This window comes from Streptomyces sp. NBC_00775, from assembly GCF_036347135.1.
Taxonomy (GTDB): domain Bacteria; phylum Actinomycetota; class Actinomycetes; order Streptomycetales; family Streptomycetaceae; genus Streptomyces; species Streptomyces lutosisoli.
On the sequence record NZ_CP108938.1, the window covers coordinates 6,326,223 to 6,343,215 of the forward strand.

Consider the following 16,993-nt stretch of genomic DNA (forward strand, 5'->3'; position numbering starts at 1 on the left):
GCCCGCTGATGTGCCCGTCGTGTTGTACGCCCTGGGGGAGGTCCTGCCGTGATCGATGGCACCGTTGTCGACACCCGCCCGACGAAGATCATGTACGTCGCCGAGGCCACCGCGCATGGTGGCAGGGACGGCTATGTGACCAGTCAGGACGGCCAGCTGGAGCTGAAGGTCGCGATGCCGCCCGCGCTCGGTGGCGACGGCAACGGCACGAACCCGGAGCAGTTGTTCGCGGCCGGTTACAGCGCCTGCTTCCACAACGCGCTGGTGCTGGTGGGCCGCCGCGCCGGGTTCGACCTCTCCGGCTCCACGGTCGCCGCGAAGGTCGGGATCGGCCCGAACAAGCAGCGCGGCTACGGCCTCGCGGTCGCTCTGAGTGTGTCGCTCCCCGTCGTCGACCAGGACGTCGCGACGAAGCTCGTGGACGAGGCCCACGAAGTCTGCCCGTACTCGAACGCCACCCGCGGCAACATCGAGGTCACGATCCTGCTGGGCTAGGAATCGACGCCGGTACGTGCGTGTTGCACTCACCGTTGGCACAGGTGAGGCGACAAGGAGCGCGGGCGTGGACGTGAACGGCACAGTGGCCGAGGGCTTCGAGCCGGTCGGGGAAGCGTTCGTACGCAACTTCGAGGTGCTCGGGGACCGGGGCGCCGCCGTCACCGTGTACCGCGACGGGCACAAGGTCGTCGACCTGTGGGCCGGCACGCGGGACGTCGACGGCACCGAGCCCTGGCGGCACGGCACCGCGCAGATCGTGCGCTCGGCGACCAAGGGCGTCGCCGCCGCCGTACTCCTGATGCTCGCCCAGCGCGGGGAACTCGACCTGGACGCTCCGGTCGGCCGCTACTGGCCGGAGTACAAGGCGGCGGGCAAGGAACGGACGCTCGTCCGGCATGTGCTCGCGCACCGGGCCGGGGTGCCCGTTCTCGACCGTCCGCTCACCCTCACCGAGGCGGCGGACCCCGGCCTGGCGGCCGCGACGGTGGCCGCGCAGGCGCCGGTGTGGGAGCCGGGCGCGGACCACGGCTATCACGCGCAGACGTACAGCTGGCTGACCGGTGAGCTGGTCCGGCGGGTGACCGGGCGCTCGATCGGCGAGTGGATCGCGGACGAGATCGCGGGGCCGCTGGGGCTGGATCTGTGGGTCGGGCTGCCGGCGGCGGAGACGGGCCGGGTGGGGCGGGTCGCGCAGATCGAGGCCCCGTCGGCGCCGGGCGGCCTGAAGACCCGGCCGAAGCGGGCCGTCTCCGAGGCGTACGCGGATCCGGACAGTCTCACCCGCCGTGCCTTCGCCGCGATCACCCCGATGCCCGACGAGAACGACCCGGCGTACCTGGCGGCGGTCCTGCCCGCCTCCAACGGCATCGCCACGGCCGAGGGCCTCGCCCGCTTCTACGCCGCGCTGATCGGAGAGGTCGACGGCGTGCGGCTGTTCACGCCGGACACCGTCGAACTGGCCCGCGCGGAACAGTCCGCGGGCCCCGACCGCGTCCTGGTCGTCAACACCCGCTTCGGCCTCGGCTACATGCTCCACGGCGCGGCCTCGCCCCTGCTCTCCCCGGGCTCCTTCGGCCACCCCGGCCGCGGCGGCGCCCTCGGCTTCGCCGACCCCGAGTCGGGGATCGCCCTCGGGTACGTGACCAACGGCTTCCGCAAGAGCGTGACGGCGGACGCACGGGCGCAGGCGCTGGTACGGGCGGTACGGACGGCGATCGACGCGTAGCCGGAGGAGGCGCGGGCGGGGACGGGAGCGGGGGGCGGGTCGCGACGGCTCCCGCACTAACCCGCTAACCCGCTAACCCGCTAACCCGCGTGCAGCATCAGCCCGATCCCCACCACCAGCAGCCCCGCCGCCGCGATCCGCGGCGCCCCGAACCGTTCCTTGAAGAAGACCGCCCCGATGGCCGCGCCGACGATGATCGAGGACTCGCGCAGGGCGGCGATCGGTGCCAGTTCGGCCCGCGTCTGGGCCCACAGGACCAGCCCGTACGCCGACACGGAGAGCGCCGCGCCGAGGAGGCCGACGGCGGCGTACGGCCGTAGGACCGACACGAACTCGCGGCGCCAGCGGTACCCCGCGTACACCGGGATCGCCACACCCTCGATGGCCATCAGCCAGGCGATGTAGCCGAGGGCGGAGCCGGACGCGCGTACGCCCAGACCGTCCACCACGGTGTACGCGGCGATCGATACGCCGGTCGCCAACGCCGCTCCGATCGCGGCCCAGTGGGGGCGCTGCCCGCGCAGCCCCCACAGCGCGACGCCCGTCAGCCCCGCGCAGGACAGCGCGATCCCGGACGCCGCCCACCCGTCGGGCACCTCGTGCGCGAAGACCGCCGCCAGCGCCGTGACGACCAGCGGAGCGGTCCCGCGGGCGATCGGATACGCCTGCCCGAAGTCGCCGAGCCGGAACGAGCGCATCAGCAGGACGTAGTACGCGACATGGATCACGGCCGACACCATGAGGTACGGCCAGGCCCCGGACGCCGGGACCGCCACGAACGGCACCATGGCGAGGCCGATCAGCGTGCCGCCGCCCGCGATCAGGGTGAAGCCGACCAGCTTGTCGTCGATGCGGTGCGCGAGCGCGTTCCAGCTGGCGTGGGTGACCGCGGCGAGCAGCACCGCCGCGGTGACGAGCGGCGTCACGCCGTTCGCTCGCGCACGTCCACCAGGGTGCCGCCGGCGTGGGCGATCAGGCTCTTCGGGTCCATCGGGAAGACGGCGTGCGGTGTGCCCGCCGCGGCCCACACCGTGTCGTGGTCGAGCAGCGAACGGTCCGCCAGGACACGGGTTCTGGTGCGGTGTCCGAAGGGCGGTACGCCACCGATCGCGTACCCCGTCGTCTCCCGCACCAGGTCCACCTTGGCCCGCGTCACCTTCTCGGCGCCCAGCTCCCGCCGTACGAGCTCCACGTCGACCCGTGACGCGCCGTCCATCAGGACCAGCACCGGCACCCCGTCCGCCGCGAAGATCAGCGACTTGCAGATCTGGCTCAGCTCACAGCCGATCGCGGCGGCGGCCTCGGCGGCGGTGCGGGTCGCGTCGGGGAAGCGGCGGATACGCCCGGTGACCTCGTCGAGGCCCAGCTCTTGGAGGGCTTGGGCGAAACGGGGGTGGGCCGCGTTCTCGGTAGTGGCGTTCTCGGTGTTGGCGTTCTTGGCGGGGGAGTGTTCTTCGGCGGCGTTCGACTCGGTGGCGGTCATGAACGGCACGCTAGCGGTCGGTGTACGAGGCACGCGACCGAGTTCATAGTCCCACCAGAAGCGCCACAGCGGGGCGTTGACGAGGGATGCCGCGTACCGGGGGAAGGGGGTCGGGGGGTCGTTGACGATGTTCCCCACTGACATCGCCCCCGAGCCCAACTCCCCGCCCAACTTCTTGCCTGGCTCCCGGCCCAACTCCCGGACTAGCTCCCCGCCCTCAGCAGCGCCGCCACGATCGGCCCCGCCGTGTCGCCCCCGTGGCCGCCCTGCTGCACGACGCCCGCAGCCGCGAGGTCGCCCTTCCAGGCCGTGAACCAGCCGTTCGGCTTGTCCTGGCCGTCGACCTCGGCTGAGCCCGTCTTGGCGCCGTAATTGGGGCCGAGCCCGGACATGGCCTCGGCGGCGGTGCCGTACGCCGCTGTGTACTGCATGACTTCGCGGAGCTGGGAGAGCGTGGACGCGGACATGGTGCGGGACGCCGTGGCCAGCGTGCGGTGGTCGACCGTCGGGGACACCAGGTAGGGCTGGTGGAAGGTGCCCGCCTGGACCGTGGAGGCGACCGACGCCATGTTCAGCGGGTTCATGCGGACGCCGCCCTGGCCCATCAGGGACGCCGCCATCTGTGCGGCGCTCTGCACCGGCACCGAGCCGTCGAAGGTCGGGACGCCGATGGCCCAGTTGTTCATGCTCAGCCCGAAGACCTGCTGGGCCTGCTTGGTCAGGTCGTCGTTCTCCAGCTTCTTCGCCTGCGTGATGAAGGCCGTGTTGCAGGACCGCGCGAAGCTCAGCTTGAACGTGCCGTTCTTGATCTGGAAGTCGTCGTCGTTGTGGAACTTCCAGCCGCCGTACGTCGCCGTCTTGGGGCACGGGTGCGCCTTGTCGGCGGAGGCCAGGCCCTTGTCGAAGAGCAGCGAGGCGGTGATGACCTTCATCGTGGAGCCGGGGGCGAGGGAGCCCTGGAAGGCGGTGTTGAAGCCGTGGCTGCTGTTCGCGACGGCGAGGATCTCACCGGTCGAGGGGCGCATCAGGACCACCGACGCCTTCGCCTTGGCGGCCACCTGCTGCTCGGCGTCCGCCTGGAGGGTCGGGCTGAGGGTCGTCTTCACGGTCCCCGGGGTGCCCTCGCTGAGCGTCAGCAGGGTCTTGTCGGGGGTCTTCTGGGTGCCCTTCTTCGCGGCCTTGCGGACCACGCGCAGCTCGATGCCCGCCTTGCCGCCGGCCGTCTTGCCGTACTTCTCGCGCAGTCCGTCGAGGACCGTGCCCAGGGAGGGGTATTTGGCGGTGGTCAGCTCCCCGCCGTTCCGGTCGAGGGCGGTGACCGGGGGCGTGCCCGACGCGCCCGTGACGAGCCGGTCGCCGTCCTGGAGGTCCGGGTGCACGACGGACGACTTCCAGCCGACCAGCGCGACACCGTCCTTGGCACGTCGCACGACCGTCAGCTTCGACTCGTACGAGAGCGGCTTGCTCTTGCCCTTGTACGTGACGGTGGCCTTGACGGTGAACGGGACGGCGGTGCCCGACCGCTTGCCGCTCGTCAGGGTCACGCCGGTGATGTGCGCGTCCTTGCCGTAGCCGGTCAGCGCGGTGGTCGCGGCGGCCGAGTCGTCGGTGGCGGCGGCCGCCTTCGCGACGTCGCCGCTCTGCCAGGCGGTGAGGAAGGCCGCGGCCGTGGTGCGCACTTCGGCCGCCGACAGCGGGCCGGTCTTCACGGCCTTGTGGTCGGCGGTCGTCGTCGTACGGTCGTCGGCCGCCGCACCGCCGCCGTACAGGCTGTAGGCGCCGAGCGCCCCGCCGGCGACGACCACGGCGATCAGCCCGCCGAGCACGGCGGGCTGCTTCGTCTTCCGTCGCTCGGCGACGCGCCTTCTCTTGCCCACAGCTCCAAGTCCTCCGCTGTCCCCTGATGCCCCCGTGCCTCACGCTGCTCGGACTGCTCAACGAGAAGCATCAGCCTAGGGTCCCGCCCTGTGAGGGGTGACTTCAGCCACCAGTTCGTAGCACAGCTGCGACGATCGGACCGGCGGCGTCCCCGCCGTGGCCGCCCTCCTGGGTCATGGCGGCGGCCGCGATGTCGTTGCGGTAGCCGGTGAACCAGCTGTTGGACTTGGACTGGCCGTCGACCTCGGCGGAGCCGGTCTTGGCGCCGATGTCACCGCCGAGCCCGGCCATCACGCGCTGGGCGGTGCCGCTCGTCGCGGTGAGCCGCATCATCTGCTTGAGCTGCGCGGAGGTGTTGGCCGGCAGGCCCTTCGCCTGGGCCGGCACGCGGTCGTCGAGCTTCAGCGGCACGATGACCGGCTGGCGGAACGTGCCGGTGATGGCGGTCGCCGTCACCGACGCCATGTTCAGCGGGCTCAGCTGGACCTGGCCCTGGCCGATCGCGTTCGCCGCGCGGTCCGGGCCGCCGGAGGCGGGGACGCTGCCGTCGAAGGACGGGATGCCGGTCTTCCAGTTGTCCTGGCCGAGGCCGAACCGCGTCTGCGCCTCGGTGGTGAGCGACTCGTCGGTGAGCGGCGCCTTGTCGGTGCCGTCGATGAGCTTCACGAAGGCCGTGTTGCAGGACCGCATGAAGCTGTTGGCGAGGCTGGCGTTCTCGTTCGGGACCATGCCCGTCAGGTTGTGGAAGGTCTGGCTCTGCCAGGTCGCGGTCTGCGGGCAGGGCGCGGGGCCGTTCATCGTGGTCACGCCGTTGTCGATGAACATCGCCGCGGTGACGATCTTCATCGTGGAGCCGGGCGCGAGCTTGCCGAGGAACGCCGCGTTGAACCCGTCCTCCCGGTGGTTGGCGACCGCCAGCACCTCGCCGGTGCTCGGCTTCACCGCCACCACGGACGACTCGGAGTACTGCTTGACCGCCTTCTCCGCGGCGGCCTGCGCGGTGGCGCTGAGCGTCGTACGGACCTTGCCCGTCTGCCCCTTGGCGAGGGTGACGAGGGTCGTGTCGGCCGTCTCCTCGCTCCCGTGCCGGATCGCCAGCTCGATGCCGGGTGAGCCGCCCGCCGTGTCGCCGTACTTCTCGCGCAGCGCGTCCAGGATGGGCCCGAGCGACGGGTACTTCTCCTTCGTCAGGACAACGTTGTTGCGGTCCACGGCCTCGATCGCCGGACTCGCCGACTCGCCCGTGACCAGCGTGTCCCCGTCCTTCAGCTCCGGGTGGACGACCGACGGCTTCCAGTCGACCAGCGCCTTGCCGGTGGTGTCCCCGCGTACGACGGTCAGTTCGGAGTCGTACGAGAAGGGCTTGCTCTTCCCGTCGTACGACACCGTCGCCTTGACCGAGAACGGCACGGTCGCCCCGGACGGCGTGCCCGGCGTGATCTTCACGCCGGTGAGGTGCGCGTCGGTGCGGTAACCGCCCAGCAGCCCTTCGGCCTTCGACGCGAAGTTGGTGTACGCCGCCGCCTCGGCCGCGTCGCCCTTCTCCCACGCCGCGAAGAACTTGGCGCTGGTCTCCTTGATCTCGCCGCTGCTCGGCGGCCCGGTCTTCACCGCCGCGGGCCCGGACGCACCCGTGCCGCCGTCCCCGCTGATCGCGGTCACCACGTTGTACGCGCCGTACCCGGCGCCCCCCACCATCACGGCGAACACACCACCGATGACAGTTGCCTTTGCCCCCTTGCGCATCGCGCGAATCCCTCCCCGTGGACCCTCCCCCGAACTTCTGAACGCGTTCAGAAAAGTTGGTCTACTCCGCACTGTAGGCGCGGATGGGGCTCATGGGGCGGACGTTCTCCGAATTGTTAGACCCAGGCGCACCCCGTCACATCCATGAACGCCGGTCGGGATGCTGGGCGTTGGGGGCGTCTGTGCGCGTGGCGAGGGGGCCGGACGGCCGGCCGGGTGAGAGTGAGCCCGGCCGCCGCATACGCGGCCGGACCCGCCCTGCCCCGCGCACGTGCCGCCGGCTAGACCCAGGTATCCAGCCACATCCGTGACCGCCACTGGTCGATCGGGATCGCCGTGCCCGTGTACAGCGGCCAGAAATAGATGAAGTTCCACACGATCAGCAGGACCAGGACGCCCGCGCCCGCCGCGCCGATGACACGGCGGCGTTCACCGGCGCCGGGTGGGCCGAGGATCGCGCCGATCATCATCGCGACGGCCAGGCAGAGGAAGGGCACGAAGACGATGGCGTAGAAGAAGAAGATCGTGCGCTCCTGGTACAGGAACCAGGGGAGGTAGCCGGCCGCGATGCCGCAGGCGATCGCGCCCGCGCGCCAGTCGCGGCGGAACGCCCAGCGCCACAGCACGTAGGCGATCGCGAAGCAGGCCGCCCACCACAGGAGCGGGGTGCCGAGGGCCAGGACCTCGCGGGCGCACTTCTGGCCGGCGTCGGCGGGGCAGCCGTCCTTGCCGGGCGCCGGGGACTCGTAGAAGTACGAGACGGGCCGGCCCAGGACGATCCAGCTCCACGGGTTCGACTGGTAGGTGTGCGGCGAGGAGAGGTGGACGTGGAACTCGAACACCTCGTGCTCGTAGTGCCACAGGCTGCGCCACCAGTCGGGGAACAGCCAGGACCAGTTGCTGTTCTTGCCGTCGCCCGCCGCCCAGTTGCGGAAGTAGCCGCCGGAGCCGTTGGTGGACGAGAGGATCCACCCCGTCCACGAGACGATGTACGTCGCGATGGCGACCGGGACCGTCGCCAGGAACGCCCAGCCCAGATCGTGCTTGAGCACCGCCAGGTGCGGCCGACGCGCGCCCGCGACCCGGCGGGAGCCGACGTCCCACAGGACCGCCATCAGGCAGAACGCGGCGAGGACGTAGAGGCCGCTCCACTTGGTGCCGAGGGCCAGGCCGAGCATCAGGCCGGCCGTCCAGCGCCACGGGCGCCAGCCCATACGGGTCGTCTCGGCGATGTGCGCGTCGGGGCGTACGACCCCGTCCTCGTCCGACGGCAGCGCGGCCGCGAGCCGGGCCCGCGCCTTGTCGCGGTCGATGACCAGGCAGCCGAACGCGGCCAGCACGAAGAACATCAGGATGCCGTCGAGCAGCGAGGTGCGGCTCATCACGAAGGCCAGTCCGTCCACCGCCATCAGCGCGCCCGCCAGGCAGCCGAGGAACGTCGAACGGAACAGCCGGCGCCCGATCCGGCACAGCATCAGCACCGACAGCGTGCCGAGCACCGCCGTCATGAACCGCCAGCCGAACGGGTTGAACCCGAACATCCACTCGCCGAGCCCGATGACGTACTTGCCCACCGGCGGGTGCACGACATAGGCGGCGTCGCTCGGGATCCGCACGTTGCCGTTGCCCTGGAGGATCAGGTCGTTGGCGTCCTTCGCCCAGTTGACCTCGTAGCCGCGGTGGATGAGCGCCCAGGCGTCCTTGGCGTAGTACGTCTCGTCGAATATCACCGCCTTCGGGCTGCCCAGGTTCCAGAACCGCAGCAGCCCGGCCAGCAGCGTCACCAGGAGCGGGCCGCCCCAGCCCGACCAGCGCGTGACGCGCTCGGCGATCTCGTGGCGCAGCCCGAGCGCCGCCCAGACGCGCGGCCCGGGCTCGGCGTACGGCGGCACCAGCCGGTCGCGCACATCACTTCTCGGCGGCGCCGAATATCCGAAGCGGCGCAGCCGCTGCTGCCACGACGGCCGCTGCTCTTCGGCGGCCTGGCCCTGCCGGGTGTCCGTGGAGGACGCGGTACTGGTCACCGCGCCATCGTAGGGAACACGTCTGTGGGAGTCCCGTGCCTGGGCCCTGCGAGGATGGAACCGTGACAGGAACGCCGGGAACTCTCGTACTCGCAGGCACCCCCATTGGCGATATCGCGGACGCGCCTCCGCGGCTGGCCCAGGAGCTGGCGGTGGCCGACGTCGTCGCCGCCGAGGACACCCGGCGGCTGCGCCGGCTCACCCAGGCGCTGGGCGTGCAGCCGGCCGGGCGCGTCGTGTCGTACTTCGAGGGCAACGAGGCGGCCCGTACGCCCGAGCTGGTCGAGGCGCTGGCCGGCGGGGCGCGGGTGCTGCTGGTGACCGACGCCGGGATGCCGTCCGTCTCCGACCCCGGGTACCGGCTGGTCGCGGCCGCCGTCGAGAAGGACATCAAGGTCACCGCCGTACCCGGCCCGTCCGCCGTGCTCACCGCGCTCGCGCTGTCCGGGCTGCCCGTCGACCGCTTCTGCTTCGAGGGCTTCCTGCCGAGGAAGGCGGGCGAGCGCCTGTCGCGCCTGCGCGACGTCGCCGACGAGCGGCGCACCCTCGTCTACTTCGAGGCGCCCCACCGGCTCGACGACACGCTCGCCGCGATGGCCGAGGTGTTCGGCGCGGAGCGGCGCGCCGCCGTCTGCCGCGAGCTGACGAAGACGTACGAGGAGGTCAAGCGCGGCCCGCTGGGCGAGCTGGCCGCCTGGGCCGCCGAGGGCGTACGCGGTGAGATCACCGTCGTCGTCGAGGGCGCCGCCGACAAGGGCGCCGAGGAACTGGACGCCACCGAACTGGTGCGCAGAGTGCAGGTGCGCGAAGAGGCGGGGGAGCGGCGCAAGGAGGCGATCGCCGCCGTCGCCGCGGAGGCGGGAATTCCCAAGCGGGACGTCTTCGATGCCGTGGTCGCGGCAAAGAACGCCGCACGAAGCGCCCCATAGAAGAGCAAAGGACTGTGGCGAAAGGCAAAGCTCAGGCCGGGTAGCGGGAGCCTTCCGACAAGGAAAGACCAAAACGACTCCAATAGTCGACAGGCCTGATGCGTTCGCGCCGGGAGAAGCGTCCACTGGTTGAAGGGACGCACCCGTCCCTCGCCTTCGGAGTTTCGGAGTTTCGGACCTTCGGTGTTCGGTGGGATTTCGGCTGTCGGCTTCAGCGGGAATCCCGTCGGCGGAGGCGCTTGTCCAGCGGACAGAGGAGCTGGCATGAGTGAGATCGCAGGACAGACCGGGCATCGCAGCGCGGCGACCGCCGTCGTCCATGAGTCGTATTCCTTCGCCTGCATGCGCTGCGGGCACGGCTGGGAGCAGTCGTACGAGATAGAGCACCACCTCGACGCCGAAGGCAGCGAGTTCGTGATGTACGTGGCGAACGGCCAGGTCGTGCCGTCGCCGCTGAGTCGGCCCAGCTGCCTGAACTGCGACAGCCATGTGGTGCGCATCATGCGCGCCGGCCAGGTGTCCTCCGTCCTCGACTCCATGCACCGCACCCCCCGTCCGGTGCCGTCCCGCCCGTCCGAGGAGGCCCTCGCGGAGCCCCGGGCCGAGCCCAGGGAGCCGCACCACTGGCACCTCTCGGATCTGCTGCATCCGTTCCACCACCGCAAGGCGGGATGACCGCCTTCCTGCGGTGAGGCGCCTGCTCAGGTGGGGTGCCTGCTCCGGTGAGGCGCCGCAAGGTCCGGTGAGGTAACTCGGGTGAGGCGTGGCATGCCCCTTTCGTAGGATCGGGGCATGCCCTCCGAGAAGACCGAAGCCCCGCCCCTGCCCGAGCCCCTGCGCGTGCCCGTCGCCGACTCGCACACCCATCTCGACATGCAGTCGGGCACGGTCGAGGAGGGCCTCGCCAAGGCCGCGTCGGTCGGGGTGACGACGGTCGTCCAGGTCGGCTGCGACGTGAAGGGCTCGCGCTGGGCGGCCGAGACGGCGGCCGAGTACGACGCCGTCCACGCGACGGTCGCGCTGCACCCCAACGAAGCCCCCCGCATCGTGCACGGCGACCCCGACGGCTGGTCCCGGCAGGGCGCGCGGCAGCCGGGCGGGGACGCCGCCCTGGACGAGGCGCTCGCGGAGATCGACCGCCTCGCCGCCCTCCCGCACGTCAAGGGCGTCGGCGAGACCGGGCTCGACTACTTCCGTACGGGCCCCGAGGGCAAGGCCGCGCAGGAACGGTCCTTCCGCGCCCACATCGAGATCGCCAAGCGGCACGGCAAGGCCCTGGTCATCCACGACCGCGACGCCCACACCGATGTGCTGCGCGTTCTCAAGGAAGAGGGCGCCCCCGAGCGGACGGTCTTCCACTGCTACTCCGGGGACGCCGCGATGGCCGAGCTCTGCGCCGAGGCCGGCTACTTCGTGTCCTTCGCCGGCAACATGACCTTCAAGAACGCCCAGCCACTGCGCGACGCGCTCGCCGTCGCGCCCCTGGAACTCGTCCTCGTCGAGACCGACGCGCCCTTCCTGACCCCCGCCCCGTACCGCGGACGGCCTAACGCCCCGTATCTCATTCCGGTCACGGTTCGCGCCATGGCAGCTGTACGGGGCATCGATGAGGACGCGCTGGCGACCTCGATCGCAGCGAACACCGCGCGCGCATTCGATTACTGACGCATAACGGTTCCGGGGGATTTCCGGGGGCGCACCTCAGGGGAGTGTCGCGACACAGCGTAGCCGTGTTGCTTTGGAGAGTGACGACCGCTCCGCTAGGTTCTGGTCTCCCTCCCGTCTCCCACCACCACCCTGACCGAGCCCTTCGGGCACCCCTCTTTCTCCTCCGGAAACCCTGGAGCGTGTCGTCGTGAGCAGCTCGCAGTACGAGACGTATGGACCGACTGGTGTCGCTGGTGTTGCTAGTGGAACTGGTGGAACTGGTGCGACGGGAACGTCGTACGAGGACTACGAGGACTACGAGCCCAACGAGGCCTATGCGCCGCCGAGCGGCCATGGCTACCCGGACACGTACCAGCCCGCGTACGAGGCGCGCGCGCCGGAGCTCGAGCCCGAGGTCCCGACGGAGCCCGGGCCCGAGCGGGGGCTTCCGCGGCAGGCGGAGGGGGCGGAGGGGGCCTACGAGGCGTACGAGGCGTACGAGGCGTACGAGGCGTACGAGGCGTACGGAACGCCGGGAGGGGCGCGCGAGGAGCATGGTGCGCCGGTGCCTGGGGCGCCCACGCCCGGCGGTCGCGCCGCCGCCCGGCGCGGGGCTCGGCGCAAACGCGGCACCGAGCGCCCCGACCCGCTGCGGCGGCTCCTCCCGCAGGCGCTGGTCGTGGCGTTCCTGGCCGGCGGCACCTCCGCGTTCGTCGCCAACGACAAGGCGATCGAGCTCAGCGTCGACGGGAAGCCGCGCACTCTGCACACCTTCGCCGACGACGTGACCGAGCTGCTCGCCGACGAGGGCGTGCGGGTGGGGGCGCACGACGTGGTGGCGCCCGCCCCCGGCACGGCGCTCGCCAGCGGCGATGAGGTCGCGGTTCACTACGGGCGCCCCGTGCACCTCACCCTCGACGGGCACCGGCGCAAGGTGTGGACGACGGCACACACCGTGGACGGGGCGCTCAGGCAACTGGGGGTGCGCGCGGAGGGCGCGTACCTGTCGACTTCGCGCTCCCAGCGCATCGGGCGTGAGGGCCTCGCGCTCGATGTGCGTACCGAGCGCACGGTGACGATCATGGCGGACGGGCGGGCGCGCACGATCCGTACGAACGCGGCGAGTGTGCGGGAGGCCGTCGAGGAGGCCGGGATCACCCTGCGCGGGCAGGACACGACGTCCGTCGCGCCGGGGAGTTTTCCGCGTGACGGGCAGACGGTCACCGTCATGCGGGTCATCGGGACCAAGGAGGTCCGCGAGGAGGTGATTCCGTTCGAGGTGGAGCGGACGCTGGATCCCTCGCTGTTCAAGGGCATCGAGGTCGTGGAGCGGGCCGGGCAGCTGGGGGCCCGGCGGGTCACGTACTCGCTGCGGACCGTCAACGGGGTCAAGCAGCGGCCCCGGCGGATCAAGTCCGAGATGGTGCGTCAGCCGCGGGCCCAGCTGGTGAAGGTCGGTACGAAGCCCCATCCGACGTCCGTCGCCGGGGCCGATCAATTGAACTGGTCCGGTCTTGCGGCGTGCGAGTCCGGGGGGCGTCCTGGGGCCGTGGATCCGTCCGGCACGTACGGGGGCCTCTACCAGTTCGACAGCCGGACGTGGCATGCCCTTGGGGGGTCCGGGCGGCCCCAGGACGCGCCTGCCGCCGAGCAGACGTTCCGGGCGAAGAAGTTGTACGTGCGGCGGGGGGCGAGCCCTTGGCCGCATTGCGGGATGCGGCTGCACGGCTGAGGGGGGTTTTCCGCCCCCGCCGCCCCTACCCGTCCCATCCCCAGGGGCTCCGCCCCTTCGACCCCGTTCGGTTGTGTGTCGGCTGCGGGACGGTGGGGGCTGGTCGCGCAGTTCCCCGCGCCCCTTAAAAGCACCCGGGGCGGGCCGGCGGTTGTTTAGGGGCGCGGGGAACTGCGCGACCAGCCCCCACCCACCCGCACCCGGCGAACCACCCCCGTTTTTCAGGGGCGCGGGGAACTGCGCAATCTTTTGGGGGTCTGGGGGCGGAGCCCCCAGGAAGGGATGGGACGGGTAGGGGCGGCGGGGGCGAAAACATCCGCCGGCCCACCGCACCCGTACCCTTGGTCCGTGACCAGCCCCACCCCCGACGCCCTCCTGGGCCCCGCCGACATCCGCGAGCTCGCGGATGTGCTCGGCGTGCGGCCCACCAAGCAGCGCGGCCAGAACTTCGTCATCGACGCGAACACGGTGCGCCGCATCGTGCGGACCGCGCAGGTGCGGCCCGACGACGTGGTCGTGGAGGTGGGCCCCGGCCTCGGCTCCCTGACCCTGGCTCTGCTGGAGGTCGCCGACCGGGTCACGGCGGTGGAGATCGACGACGTGCTCGCCGGAGCGCTGCCGTCGACCATCGCCGCCCGCATGCCGCAGCGCGCGGAGCGGTTCGCGCTCGTGCACTCCGACGCGATGCAGGTGCGGGATCTGCCCGGCCCCGCCCCCACCGCACTCGTCGCCAACCTCCCGTACAACGTCGCCGTACCCGTCCTGCTGCACATGCTCGACACCTTCCCGACCATCGAGCGCACGCTGGTGATGGTGCAGGCGGAGGTCGCGGACCGGCTCGCGGCCCCGCCCGGCTCGAAGGTGTACGGCGTCCCTTCCGTAAAGGCGAACTGGTACGCCGACGTGAAGCGGGCCGGTTCCATCGGGCGGAACGTGTTCTGGCCGGCGCCCAACGTCGACAGCGGGCTGGTGGCGCTCACCCGGCGCGCCGAGCCCCTCAAGACGACGGCGACGAAGCGCGAGGTGTTCGCCGTGGTCGACGCCGCCTTCGCCCAGCGGCGGAAGACGCTGCGCGCCGCCCTCGCCGGGTGGGCGGGATCCGCCGCGGCCGCCGAGGTCGCGCTCGTCGCCGCCGGTGTCTCGCCACAGGCCCGCGGGGAGTCGCTCACGGTGGAAGAGTTCGCCCGTATCGCCGAGAACAAGGTCGAGAACACGGCCGAGAACAAGGCCGAGAACAAGGAGTCAAGCCAGCCGTGACGGTGACGGTCCGCGTCCCTGCCAAGGTCAACGTCCAGCTCGCGGTGGGCGGCGCCCGCCCCGACGGCTTCCACGACCTGGCCAATGTCTTCCTCGCCGTCGGCCTGTACGACGAGGTGACGGTCACACCGGCGGACGAGCTGCGCATCACCTGCGCGGGGCCGGACGCCGCGCAGGTGCCCCTGGACCGTACGAACCTCGCGGCCCGCGCGGCCCTCGAACTCGCCCGGCGGTACGACCTCGACCCCGCCGTCCACATCCACATCGCCAAGGACATCCCCGTCGCCGGCGGCATGGCCGGCGGCAGTGCGGACGGAGCCGGTGCGCTGCTCGCCTGCGACGCCCTGTGGGGTACGCGGGCCTCGCGCGAGGAACTCCTCGACATCTGTGCCGAGTTGGGCAGCGACGTGCCGTTCAGCCTGGTGGGCGGGGCGGCGCTCGGCGTCGGGCGGGGCGAGCAGCTGCGCACGCTGGAGGTCGGCGGCACCTTCCACTGGGTCTTCGCGATGGCCGAGCGGGGGCTTTCGACCCCCGCGGTCTTCCGGGAGTTCGACCGGATGAACGAGGGGGTCCGGATCCCCGAGCCGGTCGCCTCGCAGGAGCTGCTCGACGCCCTGGCCAAGGGGGATGCCGGGGCCCTCGCACGCGCCGTCTCCAACGATCTCCAGCCCGCCGCCCTCTCCCTCTTCCCGGCCCTCGCCGACACCCTCGCCGCGGGCCGCGCGGCCGGCGCCCTCGCCGCGCTCGTCTCCGGCTCGGGCCCGACCACCGCCTTCCTCGCGCCGGACGCGGAGTCCGCGCACACGGTCGCCGAGGCGCTGCTCACCTCGGGCACCTGCCGTTCGGTACGGGTCACCGAGAGCCCCGCGCCCGGCGCGACCGTCCTCTGACGGCGCCGGCGTTCTTGTACGGCGCGTATGTCTCGTACATGCTTGTATGTCTCGTACGGGCTCGTATGGGCTCGTGCGTGCCGTACGGGCTCGTACAGCACGTACTCAGACGCCAGTTGAGTACGAGAGCGCTGCCGCCTGCCGGGCGTGCGGCGCGACCGTACTCGTATGGGATCAAGCGCTCATGAGCTCGCCGAGGCCACACCCGCCTCGCGCGACAAGTACATCGACCTGCTGCGGGTCGCCTCGCTCGGCACGGTGGTGCTCGGGCACTGGCTGATGGCCGCCGTGACCGTCGGGGACGACGGGCGGGCCGAGGTCGGCAATCTGCTCGCGGTGGAGCCGGGGCTCCAACTGCTCACCTGGGTGCTGCAGATCATGCCGGTGTTCTTCTTCGTGGGCGGCTTCTCGCACGCGCTGTCGTACCGCTCGCTGCGGAGGCGGTCGGAGGGTTCCCCGGTCTACTCCGTGTTCCTGCGCGCCCGGTTGCAGCGGCTGCTGCGGCCGACCGTCGTGTTCATCGGGGTGTGGGGCGCGGGCGCTCTCGCGCTGCAACTCGCGGGTGAGGGCGGCGGATTGCTGGACGTGTCGCTTCGCCTGGTGGCGCAGCCGTTGTGGTTCATAGGGATCTATCTGGCGATGGTGGCCTTCACGCCGCCGTTGCTGCGGCTGCACGAGCGGTACGGCTGGGGCGCGTTCGGCGGGCTGGTGGCGGCGGCCGCGTCCGTGGACGTGCTCCGGTTCGCGTTCGGGGTGCCGTACGTCGAGTTCCTCAACTTCGCCTTCGTCTGGCTCGCGGTCCACCAGCTCGGATTCCTGCGCGCGGACGGGCGGCTGGGGCGGCCGTACGTCCTCGCGGGCGCCGGACTCGCGGGGGCCGCGCTGCTGGTGGCGTACGGGCCGTATCCGCTGTCGATGGTCGGGATGCCCGGCGAGAAGATCTCCAACATGGCACCGCCGACCTTCGCGCTGCTGTGCCACGGGCTGTGGCTGGTCGGCGCGGTGGAGCTGCTGCGGGAGCCCGCGGGGCGGTGGCTGCGCCGGCCGCGGGTGTGGCGGACCGTCGTCGCCGCCAACGGTGTGTCCATGACGGCCTTCCTGTGGCACCTCACGGCGATGCTCGGCGTGTACGGGGTGCTGCTCGCCGCGGGGGCGCGGCTGCCGGAGCCCGCGACGGGGGGCTGGTGGGCGCAGGTGCCGCTGCGGATCGCGGCGGCGATGGTGGTCACGGGGGTGCTCGTCGCGGTGTTCCGGCGGTTCGAACGGCCTTCTGCGAGAGGGAAAGTGAAGGTATCCCCGGAGGTATCCACGGAGGTATCTCCGGAGGTATCCCCGGACGTCTCCTCCGGTGGCGCGGGCCCTGCTGCCGCGGGCCCTGTTGCGGCGGCCGGTGTCGCCCTCTGCCTCTTCGGTGTGCTCGGGCTGTCCATGGTCGGCTTCGGGGGGCTCCTGGAAGGCCGTACGGCGATGCTGATCGCGGTGCGGGTGACGGCTCCGGTGGCCGTGGCGATGACGCTCGTCGGGTGGCTGCTGGTGGAGCGGGCGGGGCGAGGACGCCCGGCGCTGCATAAATATGCAACGCAGGTGTAACCTACGTCACCGTAATTTAATTCTTATCTATCACCCCCATGGTCCCTTTCGCGCCGTCTGCTCCTCAGGCGGTGCTGGCATGATCAGCCGTCCC

Annotated in this window: 14 protein-coding genes; 9 read left to right on the top strand and 5 right to left on the bottom strand. The window is 71.5% G+C overall.

Features of this window, described 5'->3' with window-relative positions; all coding sequences use genetic code 11:
• Window positions 1–90 precede the first annotated feature (90 nt).
• Both OIC96_RS28245 and OIC96_RS28250 read left to right on the top strand, forming a co-directional pair.
• Window positions 91–495, top strand: a complete 405-nt coding sequence (locus OIC96_RS28245) for an organic hydroperoxide resistance protein (protein ID WP_406502269.1) — start codon at window positions 91–93, stop codon at window positions 493–495.
• Window positions 496–562: 67 nt separating this feature from the next.
• The gene (locus tag OIC96_RS28250; RefSeq protein ID WP_330305151.1) at window positions 563–1,723 is read left to right on the top strand and encodes a serine hydrolase domain-containing protein; all 1,161 of its coding nucleotides are present in this window, start codon (window positions 563–565) and stop codon (window positions 1,721–1,723) included.
• A gap of 80 nt (window positions 1,724–1,803) precedes the next feature.
• On the opposite strand, the gene OIC96_RS28255 is transcribed toward OIC96_RS28250, so the two are convergent.
• The 5 genes from OIC96_RS28255 to OIC96_RS28275 all read right to left on the bottom strand — a co-directional run bounded on the left by OIC96_RS28255 (window position 1,804) and on the right by OIC96_RS28275 (window position 8,854).
• Complete coding sequence (locus tag OIC96_RS28255; RefSeq protein ID WP_330305150.1) at window positions 1,804–2,649, bottom strand: DMT family transporter; 846 nt, start codon at window positions 2,647–2,649, stop codon at window positions 1,804–1,806.
• The gene (locus OIC96_RS28260; RefSeq protein ID WP_406501723.1) at window positions 2,646–3,206 is read right to left on the bottom strand and encodes a YbaK/EbsC family protein; all 561 of its coding nucleotides are present in this window, start codon (window positions 3,204–3,206) and stop codon (window positions 2,646–2,648) included. Before OIC96_RS28260 ends, OIC96_RS28255 begins: the two co-directional genes overlap by 4 nt.
• Window positions 3,207–3,409: 203 nt before the next feature.
• Window positions 3,410–5,083, bottom strand: a complete 1,674-nt coding sequence (locus OIC96_RS28265) for a penicillin-binding transpeptidase domain-containing protein (protein ID WP_330305149.1) — start codon at window positions 5,081–5,083, stop codon at window positions 3,410–3,412.
• 103 nt (window positions 5,084–5,186) lie between these two features.
• Window positions 5,187–6,830 (bottom strand): penicillin-binding transpeptidase domain-containing protein, encoded by a 1,644-nt coding sequence (locus OIC96_RS28270; RefSeq protein WP_330305148.1) that lies wholly within the window; start codon window positions 6,828–6,830, stop codon window positions 5,187–5,189.
• Window positions 6,831–7,111: 281 nt separating this feature from the next.
• Window positions 7,112–8,854 (bottom strand): dolichyl-phosphate-mannose--protein mannosyltransferase, encoded by a 1,743-nt coding sequence (locus OIC96_RS28275; protein WP_330305147.1) that lies wholly within the window; start codon window positions 8,852–8,854, stop codon window positions 7,112–7,114.
• A 62-nt stretch (window positions 8,855–8,916) separates the two neighbouring features.
• Here OIC96_RS28275 and rsmI point away from each other — a divergent pair, with 62 nt between their 5' ends.
• The 7 genes from rsmI to OIC96_RS28310 all read left to right on the top strand — a co-directional run bounded on the left by rsmI (window position 8,917) and on the right by OIC96_RS28310 (window position 16,899).
• Window positions 8,917–9,783 (top strand): 16S rRNA (cytidine(1402)-2'-O)-methyltransferase, encoded by an 867-nt coding sequence (gene rsmI / locus OIC96_RS28280; protein WP_330305146.1) that lies wholly within the window; start codon window positions 8,917–8,919, stop codon window positions 9,781–9,783.
• A 264-nt stretch (window positions 9,784–10,047) separates the two neighbouring features.
• Complete coding sequence (locus tag OIC96_RS28285; RefSeq protein WP_330305145.1) at window positions 10,048–10,458, top strand: hypothetical protein; 411 nt, start codon at window positions 10,048–10,050, stop codon at window positions 10,456–10,458.
• Window positions 10,459–10,575: 117 nt separating this feature from the next.
• Window positions 10,576–11,448 carry a TatD family hydrolase gene (locus OIC96_RS28290; protein WP_330305144.1) on the top strand — a complete coding sequence of 291 codons (873 nt, stop codon included), beginning with the start codon at window positions 10,576–10,578 and terminating at the stop codon, window positions 11,446–11,448.
• Between the two features lie 190 nt (window positions 11,449–11,638).
• Window positions 11,639–13,162, top strand: coding sequence for a ubiquitin-like domain-containing protein (locus tag OIC96_RS28295; RefSeq protein ID WP_330305143.1), 1,524 nt, complete (start codon window positions 11,639–11,641; stop codon window positions 13,160–13,162).
• Window positions 13,163–13,510: 348 nt separating this feature from the next.
• Window positions 13,511–14,419, top strand: a complete 909-nt coding sequence (gene rsmA, locus OIC96_RS28300) for a 16S rRNA (adenine(1518)-N(6)/adenine(1519)-N(6))-dimethyltransferase RsmA (protein WP_330305142.1) — start codon at window positions 13,511–13,513, stop codon at window positions 14,417–14,419.
• A complete protein-coding gene (locus tag OIC96_RS28305) occupies window positions 14,416–15,309 on the top strand; it encodes a 4-(cytidine 5'-diphospho)-2-C-methyl-D-erythritol kinase (protein ID WP_330305141.1) in 894 nt (297 codons plus the stop codon). The genes rsmA and OIC96_RS28305 overlap by 4 nt, the downstream gene beginning before the upstream one ends.
• Before the next feature lie 168 nt (window positions 15,310–15,477).
• The gene (locus OIC96_RS28310; RefSeq protein WP_330305140.1) at window positions 15,478–16,899 is read left to right on the top strand and encodes an acyltransferase family protein; all 1,422 of its coding nucleotides are present in this window, start codon (window positions 15,478–15,480) and stop codon (window positions 16,897–16,899) included.
• Window positions 16,900–16,993: the final 94 nt, after the last annotated feature.

What these genes read in the sequence shown, in the direction of transcription:
- OIC96_RS28260 (WP_406501723.1), bottom strand. Translation starts at nt 3,206, where the DNA reads ATGACCGCCACCGAGTCGAACGCCGCCGAAGAACACTCCCCCGCCAAG.
- OIC96_RS28290 (WP_330305144.1), top strand. Translation starts at nt 10,576, where the DNA reads ATGCCCTCCGAGAAGACCGAAGCCCCGCCCCTGCCCGAGCCCCTGCGC.
- OIC96_RS28270 (WP_330305148.1), bottom strand. Translation starts at nt 6,830, where the DNA reads ATGCGCAAGGGGGCAAAGGCAACTGTCATCGGTGGTGTGTTCGCCGTG.
- OIC96_RS28285 (WP_330305145.1), top strand. Translation starts at nt 10,048, where the DNA reads ATGAGTGAGATCGCAGGACAGACCGGGCATCGCAGCGCGGCGACCGCC.
- OIC96_RS28310 (WP_330305140.1), top strand. Translation starts at nt 15,478, where the DNA reads ATGGGATCAAGCGCTCATGAGCTCGCCGAGGCCACACCCGCCTCGCGC.
- OIC96_RS28245 (WP_406502269.1), top strand. Translation starts at nt 91, where the DNA reads ATGTACGTCGCCGAGGCCACCGCGCATGGTGGCAGGGACGGCTATGTG.